The organism is Streptomyces roseus (assembly GCF_001044425.1).
Taxonomy (GTDB): domain Bacteria; phylum Actinomycetota; class Actinomycetes; order Streptomycetales; family Streptomycetaceae; genus Streptomyces; species Streptomyces roseus.
Map to the genome: position 1 here is coordinate 53,509 of NZ_LFML01000006.1, position 15,313 is coordinate 68,821.

The 15,313-nt window shown below is 72.4% G+C and carries 15 protein-coding genes; 9 read left to right on the plus strand and 6 right to left on the minus strand.

Annotation, left to right across the window (positions count from 1 at the left end; genetic code table 11):
* Positions 1 to 53 precede the first annotated feature (53 nt).
* Positions 54 to 530, plus strand: coding sequence for an SRPBCC family protein (locus tag ACS04_RS00905; protein WP_048474501.1), 477 nt, complete (start codon positions 54 to 56; stop codon positions 528 to 530).
* Between the two features lie 244 nt (positions 531 to 774).
* On the opposite strand, the gene ACS04_RS00910 is transcribed toward ACS04_RS00905, so the two are convergent.
* The gene (locus tag ACS04_RS00910) at positions 775 to 2,514 is read right to left on the minus strand and encodes an AMP-dependent synthetase/ligase (RefSeq protein ID WP_048474502.1); all 1,740 of its coding nucleotides are present in this window, start codon (positions 2,512 to 2,514) and stop codon (positions 775 to 777) included.
* A gap of 146 nt (positions 2,515 to 2,660) precedes the next feature.
* Here ACS04_RS00910 and ACS04_RS00915 point away from each other — a divergent pair, with 146 nt between their 5' ends.
* Positions 2,661 to 3,671 carry an AraC family transcriptional regulator gene (locus ACS04_RS00915; protein WP_048474503.1) on the plus strand — a complete coding sequence of 337 codons (1,011 nt, stop codon included), beginning with the start codon at positions 2,661 to 2,663 and terminating at the stop codon, positions 3,669 to 3,671.
* A 170-nt stretch (positions 3,672 to 3,841) separates the two neighbouring features.
* Positions 3,842 to 5,047, plus strand: a complete 1,206-nt coding sequence (locus tag ACS04_RS00920) for a lipase family protein (RefSeq protein ID WP_048474504.1) — start codon at positions 3,842 to 3,844, stop codon at positions 5,045 to 5,047.
* Positions 5,048 to 5,128: 81 nt separating this feature from the next.
* Here ACS04_RS00920 and ACS04_RS00925 read toward each other — a convergent pair whose 3' ends face one another.
* A complete protein-coding gene (locus ACS04_RS00925) occupies positions 5,129 to 5,560 on the minus strand; it encodes a MarR family winged helix-turn-helix transcriptional regulator (RefSeq protein WP_048474505.1) in 432 nt (143 codons plus the stop codon).
* A gap of 120 nt (positions 5,561 to 5,680) precedes the next feature.
* Here ACS04_RS00925 and ACS04_RS00930 point away from each other — a divergent pair, with 120 nt between their 5' ends.
* Entirely contained in the window at positions 5,681 to 6,142 is a 462-nt protein-coding gene (locus ACS04_RS00930) for a GlcG/HbpS family heme-binding protein (RefSeq protein ID WP_048474506.1), read from the plus strand.
* 114 nt (positions 6,143 to 6,256) lie between these two features.
* Here ACS04_RS00930 and ACS04_RS00935 read toward each other — a convergent pair whose 3' ends face one another.
* The gene (locus ACS04_RS00935) at positions 6,257 to 8,116 is read right to left on the minus strand and encodes an AMP-dependent synthetase/ligase (RefSeq protein WP_048474623.1); all 1,860 of its coding nucleotides are present in this window, start codon (positions 8,114 to 8,116) and stop codon (positions 6,257 to 6,259) included.
* Positions 8,117 to 8,348: 232 nt separating this feature from the next.
* Between ACS04_RS00935 and ACS04_RS00940 the strand changes: the two genes are divergently transcribed.
* Together ACS04_RS00940 and ACS04_RS00945 are read left to right on the plus strand one after the other, a co-directional pair.
* Positions 8,349 to 9,968, plus strand: a complete 1,620-nt coding sequence (locus ACS04_RS00940; RefSeq protein ID WP_048474507.1) for an ABC-F family ATP-binding cassette domain-containing protein — start codon at positions 8,349 to 8,351, stop codon at positions 9,966 to 9,968.
* Between the two features lie 174 nt (positions 9,969 to 10,142).
* Entirely contained in the window at positions 10,143 to 11,330 is a 1,188-nt protein-coding gene (locus ACS04_RS00945; protein ID WP_063839218.1) for an NHL repeat-containing protein, read from the plus strand.
* Between the two features lie 12 nt (positions 11,331 to 11,342).
* Here the strand turns inward: ACS04_RS00945 and ACS04_RS00955 are convergent, their stop codons facing one another.
* On the minus strand, positions 11,343 to 12,164 hold the full coding sequence (locus ACS04_RS00955; RefSeq protein WP_245236229.1) for a helix-turn-helix domain-containing protein: 822 nt from the start codon (positions 12,162 to 12,164) through the stop codon (positions 11,343 to 11,345).
* Positions 12,165 to 12,489: 325 nt separating this feature from the next.
* Positions 12,490 to 12,828, minus strand: a complete 339-nt coding sequence (locus ACS04_RS00960) for an ATP-binding protein (protein ID WP_342449350.1) — start codon at positions 12,826 to 12,828, stop codon at positions 12,490 to 12,492.
* A gap of 223 nt (positions 12,829 to 13,051) precedes the next feature.
* On the opposite strand from ACS04_RS00960, the gene ACS04_RS00965 reads away from it, so the two are divergent.
* The gene (locus tag ACS04_RS00965) at positions 13,052 to 13,912 is read left to right on the plus strand and encodes a helix-turn-helix domain-containing protein (RefSeq protein ID WP_048474510.1); all 861 of its coding nucleotides are present in this window, start codon (positions 13,052 to 13,054) and stop codon (positions 13,910 to 13,912) included.
* Positions 13,909 to 14,100, plus strand: coding sequence for a DUF397 domain-containing protein (locus tag ACS04_RS00970; RefSeq protein ID WP_048474511.1), 192 nt, complete (start codon positions 13,909 to 13,911; stop codon positions 14,098 to 14,100). The genes ACS04_RS00965 and ACS04_RS00970 overlap by 4 nt, the downstream gene beginning before the upstream one ends.
* 10 nt (positions 14,101 to 14,110) lie before the next feature.
* Here ACS04_RS00970 and ACS04_RS00975 read toward each other — a convergent pair whose 3' ends face one another.
* Positions 14,111 to 14,767, minus strand: coding sequence for a hypothetical protein (locus ACS04_RS00975; RefSeq protein ID WP_158977148.1), 657 nt, complete (start codon positions 14,765 to 14,767; stop codon positions 14,111 to 14,113).
* 84 nt (positions 14,768 to 14,851) lie between these two features.
* On the opposite strand from ACS04_RS00975, the gene ACS04_RS00980 reads away from it, so the two are divergent.
* A complete protein-coding gene (locus ACS04_RS00980) occupies positions 14,852 to 15,163 on the plus strand; it encodes a hypothetical protein (protein ID WP_158977150.1) in 312 nt (103 codons plus the stop codon).
* Positions 15,164 to 15,313: the final 150 nt, after the last annotated feature.

Here is a 15,313-nt window from a genome sequence, read left to right on the forward strand (position 1 = left end):
CGGGCGGTGCGCCACGGACGGATCCGGCCCCGCCGGTCCTACGGTGGGATGCCATGACCACCATCGAGCCGGTCCGCGTCCCCGACCTGTCGGACCGTCCCCACGAGCTGACCGTCGAACGGTCGATGATCGCCACCGAGCACACCCTGTACGCGGGATGGACCGAGGAGTTGGACCGCTGGTTCGCGGCTCCCGGCTCGGTCCTGATGCGGGCCGAGGTGAACGCGCCGTTCTTCTTCGAGACGGAGTTCGCACCGGAGCCGGAGGGCCCGAGGACCAGGCACCCGCACTACGGGCGCTTCCTGCGCTTGGTCCCGAACCGGCTGGTGGAGCTGACGTGGGTGACGGGCAGGGGCGGTACGGAGGGCGCCGAGACGGTGGTCACCGTGGAACTCCTCCCGCACCCGATCGGCACCCATGTACGGCTGAGGCACGCGGGGTTCCACGACGAGGCGGCCCGGGACCGGCACGCGGTGGCCTGGGAGCAGGTACTGATCCAGCAGGACGAGGCGCTGACCGGGGAGGAGTGAGGCCCCCGGCGCCGGGAGCGGGGACTGGGAGGACGGGCCCCGACCTGGCTCACCTGGTACGTGTTCACCGCGTTGCCCCGGGTCCGGCGGATCGAGGGCCCCACGCGTCAGCACAACCTCGCGATGCGCCGTGTTTTGCGAAGGTGCGGCGTGCGGCTGCGCGAAGGAAGCGCGCTACCGCGAGGGGTGGCGGGCGGACCCGACGAGTCGGCTGAGGGCCCGCCCACCGCCTTACGGCCACCGCCTAGGCGTACAGCGCGTCGATCTCCGCCGCGTAGCGCTCCGCCACCGCCTTGCGGCGCAGTTTCAGGGTCGGGGTCAGCGTGCCGGCCTCGATGGTGAACTCCTCCGGCAGGATGTGGAAGGCGCGGATGCGGGCCGGGCGGGAGACCGTGGCGTTGGCCGCCTCGACCGCCTCCTCGACCAGGGCCCGGACCGCGGGGTGGGCGGCGGCCGCGGCCGGGTCGAAGGCCTCCAGTCCCTCCCGGCGGGCCCAGGCCCCGATCTCCTCCGCGTCCAGGGTGACGAGGGCGACCGGGTGGGGCCGGCGGTCACCGATGAGGACCGCCCGAGAGACGTACCGGGAGCGCTGGACGGCGAACTCGACCTCCGTCGGCGTGATGTTCTTCCCCGCCGAGGTGATGATCAGCTCCTTCTTGCGGCCGACGATCGACAGGTACCCGTCGGCGTCCAGTGCCCCCAGGTCCCCGGTGTGCAGCCAGCCCTGCTCGTCCAGGACCCGCTCGGTGGCGGCGGGGTTCGCGTGGTAGCCGGGGAAGACCATCGGCCCGCGGACCAGGATCTCGCCGTCCTGCGCGATGCGGACCTCGCAGCCCTCGATGGGCTGGCCGACCGTGCCGTGGCGGGTGGCTTCCGCGTGGTTCAGGCTGATCAGCCCGGCGGTCTCGGTCATCCCGTAGCCCTCGTAGATGGTGATCCCGCAGGCCCGCAGGAAGTCCATGGTCGCCGGGGCGATCGGCGCCGCGCCGGTCACCGCCTGGTTCAGCCGGCCCCCGAAGGCGCCCCTGACCAGCGAGTACAGGTTCTTCTCGGCCTCCTCGTAGGCCGGCCGGTCGGCTTCCGGAAGCCTTCCTTCCGCCGCGAGCACCCCGAGCCGCACCGCCTCCCGGAAGCGCTCGGCGCCGCCCTCCCGCGACTCGGCCATCGACAGCATCACCGAGTGCACCTTCTCGAACAGCCTCGGTACGGACGGCAGGTGAGTGGGCTTCGCCTCGGCGAGCTCGGAGAGCACGTCCTCGATCCGGCCGCCGAAGTAGCACAGCTCCCCGCCGGCCAGCAGGGTCGTGAACTGGATCAGCTGGGCCAGCACGTGCGCCAGCGGCAGGTACAGGTACGTGGAATCGCCCGGTCCGCCGTGGATCAGCGGGCGCGTCGCGTCCTGGACGGCGCCGATGTTGCCGTGCGTGAGGCGGCACCCCTTCGGCAGGCCCGTCGTCCCCGAGGTGTAGATGATCGACGCGTCCGACTCCGGGGTCACCCGCCGTGCCCGCTCCCGGAGTTCCGCCTCCGGGGCCGCTTCCATCTCGGCCAGCGCGTCCATCCGTACGACCGCCCGCAGGGCCGGCAGTTTCGCCCGCAGCGCCTCCACCCGGTCCGCCTGCGCCGCGTCGTCGCAGACGACGGCCACCGCCTCCGCGTCCGAGAGGACCCAGGCCAGCTCCTCCTCCCCCGCCGTCGGGTAGACCGGTACCAGGACGGCGCCCGCCGCCATGATCCCGAAGTGGGTGTACGTCCACGCCGGGCGGGTCTCGGCCAGGACCGCCACCCGCTCTCCGGGCCCGACCCCCAGCCCGATCAGCGCCCGCCCGGTGCGCCGTACGCGCTCGTGGAGTGCGGAGTACGTGACGGTGGCCCAGCCCCCGTCCCCGTCCGGGTCCCGGTGGCGCAGGGCGGTCTCGCCGCCGTACCGCTCCCCCGTCCACTCCGTGAACACCGCCAGCGTCTCCGGTCGCACAGCGTCCATCGCGTTCGCCTCCCTGGGGTCCGTACGGCGTACGGCGCACGGCGCGCGTACGTCCGACCGACGCTAGGCAGCCAAAGCCCCCGTACGGCATGACCGGAAGCGTCACGACCCCTGACCCGAGCGCTCATCCGGGCTACCGTCGTGCCATGGGGAGGCGGACGATCACCGTGCACCACGTGCGTGCCGTGCTCGCGGGGGCGGCGCGCGGCGGCATCGACACCGTGCCGCTGCTCCAAGAGGCGCAGATCCCGCCGCTGCTGCTCGGCGACGACCGGGCACGGATCACGCCGGCCCAGTTCGCCCGGCTGTTCCGGGCGCTGTACCGGACCACGCAGGACGAGTTCCTCGGCCTGTCGGCGGTGCCGAGCCGCCCGGGCACGTTCGCGATGATGTGTCACGCCTCGCTGGGCTGCCGGGATCTCGGCTCGGCGGTGGAGCGTGCCGCGACCTTCTACGGTCTCTTCCCCGGCGGCCCGGAGCTGCTGCTGGAAGTGGTGGGCGCCGAGGCTCGTTTCACGGTGCGCAACGATTTCGCGCGGGACGAGGAGCGGTTCCTGACCGAGTGCGTGCTCGCGATCTGGCACCGGCTGAGCAGCTGGCTGATCGGGCGGCGGATCCCGCTGGCGTACGCGGCGTTCGCCTATCCACCGCCGCCGCACGAGGCGGAGTACGAGGTCCTGTTCGACTGCCCGGTCCGCTTCGGGGCCGACCGGACGGGGGCCGCTTTCGACGCGCACTGGCTGACCGCACCGCTCGTACGGGACGAGGCGGCCATGGACGCGATGCTGCGGCGGGCCCCCTTCGACCTGCTGTCGCGGCCGGAGTACGGGACGACGGTCGCGGAGCAGGTCCGCCGGGCCCTGGCGGGGCAGTTGCGGACCTCCCCGCGACTGCCGGCGCTGGGCGAGGTGGCGGCGCGGCTGGCGGTGTCGCCGGCGACGCTGCGGCGGCGGCTGCGGCAGGAGGGCACCTCGTTCCAGCAGCTGAAGGACCACGTCCGGCGGGACGCGGCGATCGCGGGGCTGGCGGAGGGCACCGAGCCGATAGCGGAGCTGGCGGCCCGCCTCGGCTTCTCGGAGGACACGGCCTTCCACCGCGCGTTCCGCCGCTGGACGGGCACGACCCCGGGCGCGTACCGCATCGCGTCGGGCGGCTGAGCCGGGCGCGTCCCACGCACGTACGGGTGGCAGGGGCCGGGCCGTGAGGGCGGGGTGTGAAGGCGGGTCAGGAAAGGTGAGCTGCGCGGTCAGCGACGTTCCGACCGGTCGGTCACTACGTTCTCCTCACCCATCCCCCGCACGAAAACGATTCGTTGGGAGAGCCGCCCATGCGTTTGCGCATCCCCGTGGTCTTGGCCGCACTGGCCCTGTCACTTACGGCCCCCGTCACGGCGTCCGCCGCCCCCACCGCGACCGTCCCCGGAGCCGCCACCGAAGCCGCCACCGAAGGCGACACCGAAGGCGCGACCGGAGCCGGCCGCCCCGGAGACATCGTCGATGTCGCCCCGTCCGCCTTCCATCCGCTGCCCGGACAGCCGACCGGCACCAAGGCGTGGAAGATCCACTACCGGTCCACCACCGCCGACGGCCTCCCGGACACCGTCTCCGGCACGGTGATCGTCCCGCAGGACGGCCGGACCGGCCCGCGGCCGCTCGTCACGTACGCCGTAGGCACCGTCGGCATGGGCGACTCCTGCGCCCCGAGCAACAACCTCCCCTACGGCACCGCCATGGAGGCCAACCTCATCCAGCAGCTCACCCTGCGCGGCTGGGCCGTGGTCGTCACCGACTACGAGGGGCTCGGCACGCCGGGGGTGCACACGTACACGGTCGGCCCGTCGGCCGGGCGGGCCATGCTCGACGCCGCCCGCGCGGCCACCCGCCTGCCGGGGACGGGGCTGGCTGCGGACACCCCGGTCGGCATCATGGGCTACTCCCAGGGCGGCCAGGCCAGCGGCTGGGCCGCCGAGCTGCAGGGTTCGTACGCCCCCGAGCTGAACGTGAAGGGCACGGCGACGGGCGGGGTCCCGGCCGACCTGCTGAAGGTGGCCGACTTCAACAACGGCTCGTACGGCTCGGGGCTCATCTTCATGGCGGCGGCGGGGCAGGACGCGGCCTTCCCGGAGCTGCGGCTCGACTCGTACCTCAACCCGGCGGGCAAGGCGCTGGTCGCCGGAATGCGGGAGAACTGCGTGGCCATCGACGCCATCGCCGGCTCCTTCAAGCGGATCTCCGACCTCACGACCCGCAACCCGCTCGAACAGCCGGACTGGCAGGCCCGGCTGAACCAGAGCCGGCTGGGGCGGACGGCCCCGGCCGCGCCGGTGTACCAGTACCACGCCCTCGGCGACGAGCTCATCCCGTACGCGGTGGGGCGGCAGCTGCGCTCGGAGTGGTGTGCGAAGGGCGCGAACGTCGAGTGGCAGACGATCTGGGCCGGTGAGCACGTCAGCGGCGCGATCACGCACTCGGTGGCGGCGGGGAACTGGCTCGCCGACCGCTTCGCGGACCGCCCGACGCACGCCGACTGCTGAGGGACGGGCGACCGGGTCCCGGAAACCGGCCCCGGGCCCCGGGCCCCCTTGCCCCCGCCATCGGCACCCGGGCCCCGGGCCTCAGCGGCCCGGGGTACCGGCGTTGCGGACGATGCGGGCGAGGAGGTCGCGTACGGCTGCCACCTCGTCCGGCGTGAGCCCCTCGGCGAGGCGGGCGTCGAGCTTCGCCACCAGCGCGTCGGCCTGGGCGAAGACCTCCTCGCCGCGCTCGGTCAGCCGGATCTCGATGAGCGTGCCGTGGATCGGGTGCGGGGTGCGGGCGACGAGGCCGCGGGCCTCCAGCCGGCCGAGCAGGCTGTTCATGGTCTGCGGGGTCACCGAGAGCTTGCGCGCGAGCTCGGCGGCGTTGATCCCGGGGTTCTCGCTGAGTACGGCGAGGGCCGCCTGCTGAGCAGCGGTGATCCCGGCCTCGCGCACCGCGGCCTCCTTGGCGGCCTGCGTGATGCGCTCGGCCTGCTTGATGTGGATCAGCAGCCGCTCGGAGTAGTGCATGCGCCGAGTGTAGGAGACGGTCACCAGGCCCCGTCGAGATGACAGGCAGCTTGCGTGTACCTATCAGCATGCTGTTAGCTGCATGCATACGAATAACCGCTCTTCCGCAAGGAGCTCACCATGAGTGCCGTCCGCACCCGCCCCGCCCTCGGCAACGACCTCGCACGCGCCATCGTCGACTCCGCCCTCGCCGCGGCCCGGGAGACCGAGCTGCGGTTCGCCATCGCCGTGGTCGACGAGTCCGGCCACCTGAGCGCCTTCGCGCGGATGGACGGCTCGGGGCTGATGACCATTCAGATCGCCCAGGACAAGGCCTACACAGCCGCCGCCTTCGGCCTGAGCACCACCGACTGGCACGAGTTCGTAGAGAACGACGTCCAGCTCGCGCCGGGCGCCCGCACCGGGATCGACCGCCTGGTCACGTTCGGCGGCGGCCTGCCGATCGTCGTCGACGGCCAGCTGGTCGGCGGCATCGGAGTCTCGGGCGGCCACTGGTCGGACGACGTCAAGATCGCCGAAGCCGGCCTCACCGCCATCACCTCCCTCACCTCCGCCGGCTCCGCCCGCTCCGCCACGGCGTAACCCAAGGCCCACACCGCGACCGCCCCGCGACGCCCGTCCAGAAGGGCGGCCGGTTCACCCCGGCCGGCCCGTCGCGGTTCCCGGACACGCGGGACGGCGCCGGGGGCGAGGGCGTCAGGCCCGCCGGTAGAGCGCTTCGATCTCGCGGTCGAACTCGCGGGCGATCCTGGCGCGCTTCAGCTTCAGGGACGGCGTCAGGTGTCCGGCCGCCTCCGTGAAGTCGGCCGGCAGGACCGTGAAGCGACGGATCGACTCCGCGCGCGAGACCAGGCGGTTCGCCTCGTCCACCGCGCGCTGGAGCTCGGCCCGCAGCTCCTCGTCCCGGACCAGCTCGCGCATCGGCATCGCCGTCTTCTTGTGCATCTGCCGCCAGTGCGCCAGCCCCTCGGGTTCCAGGGTGATCAGCGCCGTGATGTACGGGCGGTTGTCGCCGATCACCATGCACTGGCCGACCAGCGGGTGGGCGCGCAGCCAGTCCTCCAGCGGGGCCGGGGCGACGTTCTTGCCGCCGGAGGTGATGATCAGGTCCTTCTTGCGGCCGGTGATCGTCAGGTAGCCCTCGCCGTCCAGCTCCCCTATGTCCCCGGTCGCGAACCAGCCGCCGACCGCCTCCCCCGAGTTCCAGTACCCCGCGAACACGTGCCGCCCCCACAGCAGCACCTCCCCGTCGTCCGCGATCCGCACGGCGGTTCCCGGCAGCGGCCACCCCACCGTCCCGAGCCGCGGTTTCAGCGGCGGGGTCACGGTGCTGGCCCCGGTCGTCTCCGTGAGTCCGTACCCCTCGAAGACGTCGATCCCGGCGCCGGTGTAGAAGGCCGCGAGCCGGCGCCCCAGCGGGGAGCCCCCGCTCAGGACGTACCGCACGCGCCCGCCCAGCGCCGCCCGGATCCGCCGGTACACGAGCGGGTCGTACAGCGCCCGGGCCGCCCGCAGGCTCACCCCCGGGCTCCCGCCCTCGGCGAGCTCCCCGTACCGCTGGGCGATCCGCGCCGCACGGTCGAACGACGAGGCACGGCCCATCCGTTCGGCCGTCGCGCGGGCGGTGTTGTAGACCTTCTCCAGTACGTAGGGGATGGCCAGCAGGAACGTCGGACGGAACCCGGCGAGGTCGGCGAGCAGCTCCTCGGTCGCGATGCTCGGCGCGTGTCCGAGCCTGACCCGCGCGCGCATGCACCCCACCGCCACCATCCGCCCGAACACGTGCGAGAGCGGCAGGAAGAGCAGCGTCGAGGCCGCCTCGGTGGTAGCGGACTTGAAGACGGGGTGCAGGAGCTCGACCGCGTTGTCGGCCTCGGCGAAGAAGTTGGCGTGCGTGATCACGCAGCCCTTGGGCCGCCCCGTCGTGCCGGACGTGTAGATGAGCGTGGCCACGGAGTCCGGCGTACGGGCGGACCGGCGCGCGTGCACGACGGCGTCGGGCAGGTCCTCCCCGGCCTTGACCAGCCGCGCCACCGCGCCCGTGTCGAACTCCCACAGGTGCGCCAGCCAGGGCAGGTTGGCCCGCTCGGCACTGATGATGCGGGCCTGCGCGGTGTCCTCGACCGCGCAGGCGACCGCCCCGGAGTCCTGGATGATCCAGCGGGCCTGGAGCGCGGAGGAGGTCGGGTAGATCGGTACGGTGACCAGCCCGGCGGCCCAAGCCGCGAAGTCGAGCAGGGTCCACTCGTAGGTGGTCCGGGCCATGATCGCGAGGCGGTCCCCCTCGCGCAGCCCCTCCGCGATCAGGCCCTTGGCGACGGCCGTCACCTCGGCCGCGAACTCGGCGGCGGTGACGTCGCGCCAGCTGCCGTCGCGCTCCTTGCGGGCGAGCACCACCTCGCCGGGGGCCTCGCGGGCGTTCTGGTACGGGATGTCCCCGAGCGATCCGCTCACCGGCACGCCGGCCAGCGCCGGCACGGCCGCCTCCCGCACCACCCCGTCGACGACGGTCAGGACGGGCGGTACCAGGGCGGGCGGCACCTGCTGGTGCGGCACCTGCTGGGGCGGCACGGCTTCCACGACGGTCTCCTCGACTGGACTCGACTCCGGAGTTACCGCCGGTAATCTACGCACGGGTAACCCCTCTGACCAGCCCCTGCGCACCCCTTGGACGAACCCACCCCACTCCTCCACACCCCCCGCACCACTCGCACCGCGTGCACCCCGTGCACCCCGTGCACCGAAAACGCGTTGTGCCCCCGCCGCGCCGCGCGGCAGGGTTCAGGACATGGGACATCTGGAAGCCTCGCACCTGGAGTACTACCTGCCCGACGGGCGTGTACTGATCGGCGATGCCTCGTTCAGAGTCGGTGAAGGTTCGGTGGCGGCCCTCGTCGGCGCCAACGGCGCGGGCAAGACGACCCTGCTCCGGCTGATCTCGGGCGAACTCCGGCCGCACGGCGGAACGATCACCACCAGCGGCGGGGTCGGCGTCATGCACCAGTTCGTCGGCTCCGTACGGGACGACCGCACGGTCCGCGACCTGCTGGTGTCGGTGTCGCCGCCGCGGATCCGGACGGCCGCGGCGGCCGTGGACGCCGCCGAACACCTGATCATGACGGTGGACGACGAGGCCGCCCAGCTGAAGTACGCGCAGGCGCTCAGCGATTGGGCCGAGGCCCGCGGGTACGAGGCCGAGACCCTCTGGGACATGTGCACGACGGCGGCCCTCGGCGTGCCGTACGACCGGGCGCAGTTCCGTGAGGTGCGCACGCTGTCGGGCGGCGAGCAGAAGCGGCTCGTGCTGGAGGCGCTGCTGCGCGGGCCGGACGAGGTCCTCCTGCTGGACGAGCCGGACAACTACCTCGACGTCCCGGGCAAGCGGTGGCTGGAGGAGCGGCTGCGCGAGACCCGCAAGACGGTCCTGTTCATCTCCCACGACCGGGAGCTGCTGGCGCGGGCCGCCCAGCGGATCGTCGCGGTGGAGCCCGGCCCGGCCGGATCCGACGCATGGGTGCACGGCGGCGGCTTCGCCACCTTCCACGAGGCACGGGAGGAGCGGTTCGCGCGCTTCGACGAGCTGCGCCGCCGCTGGGACGAGAAGCGCGCCCAGCTGAAGCGGCTCGTACAGGACATGCAGCAGTACGCGGCGCGCAGCGACGAGATGGCCTCGCGCTACCAGGCGGCCAAGACCCGCCTGCGCAAGTTCGAGGAGATCGGGCCGCCGCCGGAGCCGCCGCGCAAGCAGGACATCCGGATGCGCCTCCAGGGCGGCCGGACGGGGGTACGGGCGGTGGTCTGCGAGGAGCTGGAGCTCACGGGGCTGATGAAACCGTTCTCACTGGAGGTCTTCTACGGGGAACGGGTGGCGGTCCTCGGCTCGAACGGCTCGGGCAAGTCCCACTTCCTGCGGCTGCTGGCGGGCGGGGACGTCGCCCACACCGGGGGGTGGAAGCTGGGCGCACGGGTGGTCCCCGGCCACTTCGCGCAGACGCACGCCCACCCCGAGCTGATGGGGCGCACCCTCGTCGACATCCTGTGGACGGAGCACGCCAAGGACCGCGGCGGGGCGATGTCGGCGCTGCGCCGCTACGAGCTGGAGCGCCAGGGCGACCAGCCCTTCGACAAGCTGTCGGGAGGCCAGCAGGCCCGCTTCCAGATCCTGCTGCTGGAGCTGGCGGGCAGCACCGCCCTGCTCCTCGACGAGCCGACGGACAACCTCGACCTGGAGTCGGCCGAAGCGCTCCAGGAAGGGCTGGCGGCGTACGAGGGCACGGTGCTGGCGGTGACGCACGACCGCTGGTTCGCCCGCTCCTTCGACCGCTACCTGGTCTTCGGCTCGGACGGGGTGGTCAGGGAGACCCCGGAGCCGGTCTGGGACGAGCGCCGGGTGCAGCGGGCCCGCTGAAGGCCGTACCGGCTCGGTCGGCATCGTCGCCACGGCCCCAGTGCCAACCGGCCCCAAGTCGTCAACCGAGCAGGCGACCTTCCGGCCGTGGCTGCCGGGGGATCGGCCTGCCGGGACGTCACCTCTTCCTTGTGCCGCGTTCCCCGGCACCTCGCGCCGCCCAAGGAGAGCCCCGTGCCCCGACTCCCCCGCCTGGCCACCGCCGCCACTGCCGCCGCCGCCCTCGTCCTGCTCGTCCCCGCCGCCGCGTCGGCCGGCGAGCCGACCCTGTCCGATCCGCGCATCGTCGCGCAGTTCAGCCGGACCGCCGGGCAGACGCCGGAGAACATCGCCCTCGAACCCGACGGCGCCGCGAACCTGACCCTGTCCTTGGCCCGGCAGGTCGTCCGCGTCGACAAGCACGGGTCCGCCCGGCTCCTTGCGGAACTGCCCGCCGTGCCGAACCCGCAGACCCCTCTCTTCCGCTCGGCCGTGGTGATGGGCATCGTGCGCGCACACGACGGCACCCTGTACGTCAACTACGCCACCGGAACGAGCGAGACCGGCATCTGGCGCATCGGACCCCACGGCGGTACGCCCGTCCAGATCGCGCAGCTTCCGGCGGACTCGCTCCCCAACGGCCTCGCCCTCGACGAGAAGCTCGGCGTGTTCTACGTGGCCGACACGGCCCGCGGACTCGTCTGGCGCGTCCCGCTGAAGGGCGGCACGGCCACGATCTGGGCCGCGGGTGACGTGCTCCAGCCGCTCACCACCGGCGACGGCTACCGGGTCGGCGCCAACGGCATCAAGATCCACAACGGCGCCGTGTGGGTGTCCAACACCGACCGCCAGACCCTGCTGCGCATCCCCGTACGCCGCGACGGCAGCGCCGGCACGATCGAGACCAGGGCGGCCGGACTCGGCTCCATCGACGACTTCGCCTTCACCGGGAAGGACGACACGGTGCTCGCCGCGCTGATCAGGGAGCACGAGGTCGCGCTCGTCCGCCCGAACGGCACCCACGTCATCGTCCTCACCGCACCGGACGGGCTGTCCAACCCGACCGCCGTGGCGGTGTTCGAAAAGCCGAACGGCAAGGACGACAAGGACGGCAGGGACGGCAAGGACGGCAAGGACGGCACTGACGCCACGGTGGACAAGCAGGACAAGGAGGGCAAGGAGAAGCAGAAGGACCCGGAGAAGACCGTCTACGTGACGAGCTCGTCCTACCTCAACCTCACGACCAACCCCAACCTCCTCACGGCCCGCCTCGGCGACGGCGACGAGCACAAGGGCGAGGACGGGAACGGGGACGGAGGCAAGGACAAGGACAAAGACAAGGACGGGGACAAGAGCAAGGCCAAGGGGCAGGGGCAGGGCTAGGACGGCCGGAGGTCAGGCTGCGGCGCGGGACCCGGGGGGCGGGCAGTCGCGGCAGCGGCCGGGATGGGGGGCCCGGAAGGCCCGGTCGCAGCCGTCGCAGGTCTGGAAGGGGTCCGGCCTGCTGACCGGAGTGGGGGCCGGGGGCGCCGGGAGGCGCGGTGGGAGCAGCGCCTTGAGCCGGTACGCGAGTACCGAGGCGGGGCTGCGCATCCGCTCGGGGAGGTTCGCGGACAGGGTCAGCCCGACCGCCGCGGGGTCGGCCCCACGGTCCAGCCAGGCCGAGACGTCGGGCGCGAGGCGTTGTACGTCGCGCTCGGACAGGAGCAGGCGCGGGTCGTGGAGGCGGAGCCCGGCGAGCAGACCGGCCGCCCCGGGGTGGAGGGGGCGCGGGACCGCCTCGGATACGGGGGCCTGCGGCGGCGGCGCGGGCTCCCCGGCCGGTACGGGGGCGGGCTCCCCGGCCGGTACGGGGGCGGGCCCCGGATCCGCTCCTTCGGCCGCACCCCGGGGGTCGGCCGGGCCCGGCTCCGGATCGGGCTCGCGGGCCGGTGGGGGCGGGGGCGGGGCGCCCGGGGTGGGGTGGTTCGGCTGGTTGTACGAGTAGGTGCGCGTCACCACCCGGCCCGTGTCCAGGCGCTCGCGGCGGCGCTCCAGGTAGCCGTGGCGCTCCAGCTCGCGGAGGGCGGCGCTGATGCGCATCTCGCCCTCCGGAAAGCGGGCGACCAGAGCCCTGATGCCGATCGGCGCGCCCTCCGGCAGCGACTGGATGTACCCCGCCACGCCGATCGCCGTCGCCGACAGCCCGCGGTGCTGGAGGAGGTGGTTGCCGACCACGGTGAAGTGACTCGCATGTCGCCTGTTGACGTGGATGACACCGGATCGGGGGGTCCCCGGGTGAAGTCCGGGCGAGGTGCGCGTGGGCGCGCTAGGGTGCTCAAGAGCCATTGGGAAGCCGCTTACTTCCTAGTTGGTCAGGCCCTCGGCCGGGATTGCAGTCCCGTCGGGGGCCGTCTCATGTCTGCGGTTGTCGGGGCGAGCATATGCCCGCCAACCGGCTGCTAATCCAGCTCAGTTGGCACAGTTCACCCGACCGAGCGACGCGGACCGGTGGGGTCGGGTCGGTTGGTTCTTCCTGCCGGTTCTTTGGGTCCTTATGCGTCTAAGCACGCCGGATCGCGGTAACCCGGAACCCGGCCGCGAGCGACAGCTCCGCCCACACCACCTTGGACGGGACCGGTCCTTCCCTTACGCCCCAACGGTCGGCCAGCGCCTCCACCAGGACCAGACCCCTGCCCGTGTCGCGGATCTCCGGCATACGGTCACCCCGGGTGTCGCTCACCTCGATCAGCAGCGTCCCGGGGGTGAGGGTGAGGGCGAGCCTGAAGTCCCGGCCCGGCACGCGACCATGGGTGATCGCGTTGGCCGAGAGCTCCGCGATGATCTGCCCCGGCGCCTCCAAGGGCATGCCCCAGGAGCGGAGTTGTTCGATGGCGAGCATGCGCCCGAGTCGAGCCCCGCGCGGGGTCGCGGACAGCTGGACGTGAAAGTCGGCGAGTTGAGGAATCACGTCACTCAGCGTGGCCGGGCGTGCGTACCGTGGGAAGCGACATCGTCTGTACGTCCCGCGTTTGTCCGGCGCTTGTCCAGCGCTGTCACGGCTGTCCGGACCGGGGTGACGGGTACGGGGCGCTGAGACATCGGCTCGTCGGAGGTGGGCGCGCATGGGCGTGGACGGCAGTGACGGTACGGAAGAGCCCGGCTGGGACGTGGACCCGGAGGACGAACAGGGCGTGGCGGTGCTCGCCGCGCTGGCCCGCCAGCTGAAGGCATGGCGCGCGTCGGCCGGCATGCGGACGGCCGAGTTCGGGGCGGCCATCCAGTACGGGGAGGACCAGGTACGCAAGGTCGAGGCGGGGAAGAGGATCCCCCGCCCCGAGTACCTGGATCGGGCCGATGAAGTCCTGGGGGCGGGGGGCAAGATCGCCGCCATGAAAGCCGACCTGGAACAGGTCCGCTACCCGAAGAAGGTCCGGGATCTGGTGAAGCTGGAAGGCCGAGCGGTCGAACTGTCCGCTTACGGCAACCACAACATCCATGGCTTGTTGCAGACGGACGACTACGCGCGGGCCCTGTTCGAGATGTGGCAGCCTCCGCAGACGACGGAAGAGGTGGAACGTGGTCTGACCGCGCGCATGGCGCGACGGTCGATCTTCGAACGCGTCCCCGCGCCCGCTCTGTGCTTCGTCCAGGAAGAGGTGACCCTGCGGCGCCGTATCGGGGGGACAATGGTGATGCGTGGGCAGCTCGAACGCCTGCTGGAGCTTGCCGAGCTCCGGCACGTCACGATCCAGGTCATGCCGACCCATCTCGAAGAGCATGCCGGAATGGGTGGGTTGATCCAACTGATGAAATTCGCGGACGGATCGGCGGTGGGGCGCTCCGAAGGGGCGTTCAACGGCCGCCCCGTCTCAGATCCGAGGCAGGTCCGGGTCCTCGACCAATGCCATGCCATGATCCGGTCCCAGGCTCTCACGCCACGGGAGTCCGTCGCATTCATCGAGCAAGTGCTGGGAGAGACATGATCCACGCGTCCGAACCGGAGTGGTTCAAGAGCAGCTACAGCGACAGCGGCGACATCAACGACTGCGTCGAGGTGGCCAGCACCCCCGGTGCCGTCCTCGTCCGGGACTCCAAGGACGTCGAGCGCGGCCATCTGGCGGTCGGGTCCGGCGCGTGGGCCGGGTTCGTGGCCCACGCCTGCGGCAGCTGACGGCGACGGCTCAGGCGCGGGTGCAGACGTGCACCGATTCGCTGTGTCCGCCCTCGCTGTGCACGATCCGCAGGACGTCGTTCTTGTACGTCACCTTCAACACCTGGCCGTCACTGGCGTCCTTGTGCCCCGGCGGCTGCCACGGGAACGTGAGCGAGACGTCGTCCCCGACCTCCTTGGGGACCGTCAACGCCTGGCCGCCGGTCAGCCGGTCCACCCCCTTGGGGGCCTCGTACACATCGAGCACCAGGTGGCCGCCGCGCAGCAGCCAGCCCCCGTTCCAGGTGACCGGGGCGGGGCCGCCGGTCCAGGTGATGGTCCAGCCGGAGTTTCCGCCGCCGTCCGCGTTGACGGTGGCCTTCCCCTTCACGGTCTTGCCGTTCGGGGTGGTCGACTCCAGGTTCCAGTCGCCCTTGATGAACGCGTCGAAGGCGCGGGCGACGACCCCACCCCCTGAACCGCTCGGCGTGCGGCCGGTCGGCGTGCCGCCGGTCGCCGGGGCGGCCGAGGCCGGCGGCGTCCCGGGCAGGGGATCCTTGCCCTTGCCCCCGCACGCCGCGACCAGGGAGGCCCCGAACCCGATCGCCAGGTAGCGCAGCGCGTTGCGCCGCCCGATCACCTGCGCCGCCGCACGCATCTCCCGTACCGTCACCAGTCCCCCACCCACGGCCAGTTGGTCAACAGCGACTGACTATAGGCGCAGCCTCGGGGACGGCCTCGTCGGCATGTGGGAACCGTAGGATCCTCTCTCGTGCCCTCATCGATGGACCTGCCCGAGGACCGCGGCTGTCTCCAGTGGGTGCTGGGCGTCCCGCTGGTCCTCGTCCACCTGCCCGCGCTGTACCTCTGCACGCTGCTGCTGGCGGCCGACCCGATCGCGGCCGAGGACCACCGCGCGCGCGACGAAGCTCTCTCGATGGGCGTCGTGGCCCTGTGCCTCTGCTTCGCCGGCTTGTTCCTCTCCCTCCTCCCGGTCTACCGCCGGACGATGAACCGCTGGTGGTACGCCCTCCCCCTTACCCTCGGCACCGTCGCCTACCTCTGCGGCGCGTCCCCGGGCTGACCGGCCTCGACCGCTCGCCAACGAGCTCGTCCGGTACGGCGATCGCACTGTCGTGGCGGTGGCGCGGGTCGACGACCGGAGCAGCCGCGTGTACCTGCGGGGCTTCGGGTGAGCGCCGGCCGCCGAACGCGCCGCGGCCCCCGCCCGGAC

Bases quoted from the DNA above. Each gene is read 5' to 3' on its own strand.
- ACS04_RS00905 (WP_048474501.1), top strand. From the start codon at position 54: ATGACCACCATCGAGCCGGTCCGCGTCCCCGACCTGTCGGACCGTCCC.
- ACS04_RS00910 (WP_048474502.1), bottom strand. From the start codon at position 2,514: ATGGACGCTGTGCGACCGGAGACGCTGGCGGTGTTCACGGAGTGGACG.
- ACS04_RS00915 (WP_048474503.1), top strand. From the start codon at position 2,661: ATGGGGAGGCGGACGATCACCGTGCACCACGTGCGTGCCGTGCTCGCG.
- ACS04_RS00920 (WP_048474504.1), top strand. From the start codon at position 3,842: ATGCGTTTGCGCATCCCCGTGGTCTTGGCCGCACTGGCCCTGTCACTT.
- ACS04_RS00925 (WP_048474505.1), bottom strand. From the start codon at position 5,560: ATGCACTACTCCGAGCGGCTGCTGATCCACATCAAGCAGGCCGAGCGC.
- ACS04_RS00930 (WP_048474506.1), top strand. From the start codon at position 5,681: ATGAGTGCCGTCCGCACCCGCCCCGCCCTCGGCAACGACCTCGCACGC.
- ACS04_RS00940 (WP_048474507.1), top strand. From the start codon at position 8,349: ATGGGACATCTGGAAGCCTCGCACCTGGAGTACTACCTGCCCGACGGG.
- ACS04_RS00960 (WP_342449350.1), bottom strand. From the start codon at position 12,828: ATGCTCGCCATCGAACAACTCCGCTCCTGGGGCATGCCCTTGGAGGCG.
- ACS04_RS00965 (WP_048474510.1), top strand. From the start codon at position 13,052: ATGGGCGTGGACGGCAGTGACGGTACGGAAGAGCCCGGCTGGGACGTG.
- ACS04_RS00970 (WP_048474511.1), top strand. From the start codon at position 13,909: ATGATCCACGCGTCCGAACCGGAGTGGTTCAAGAGCAGCTACAGCGAC.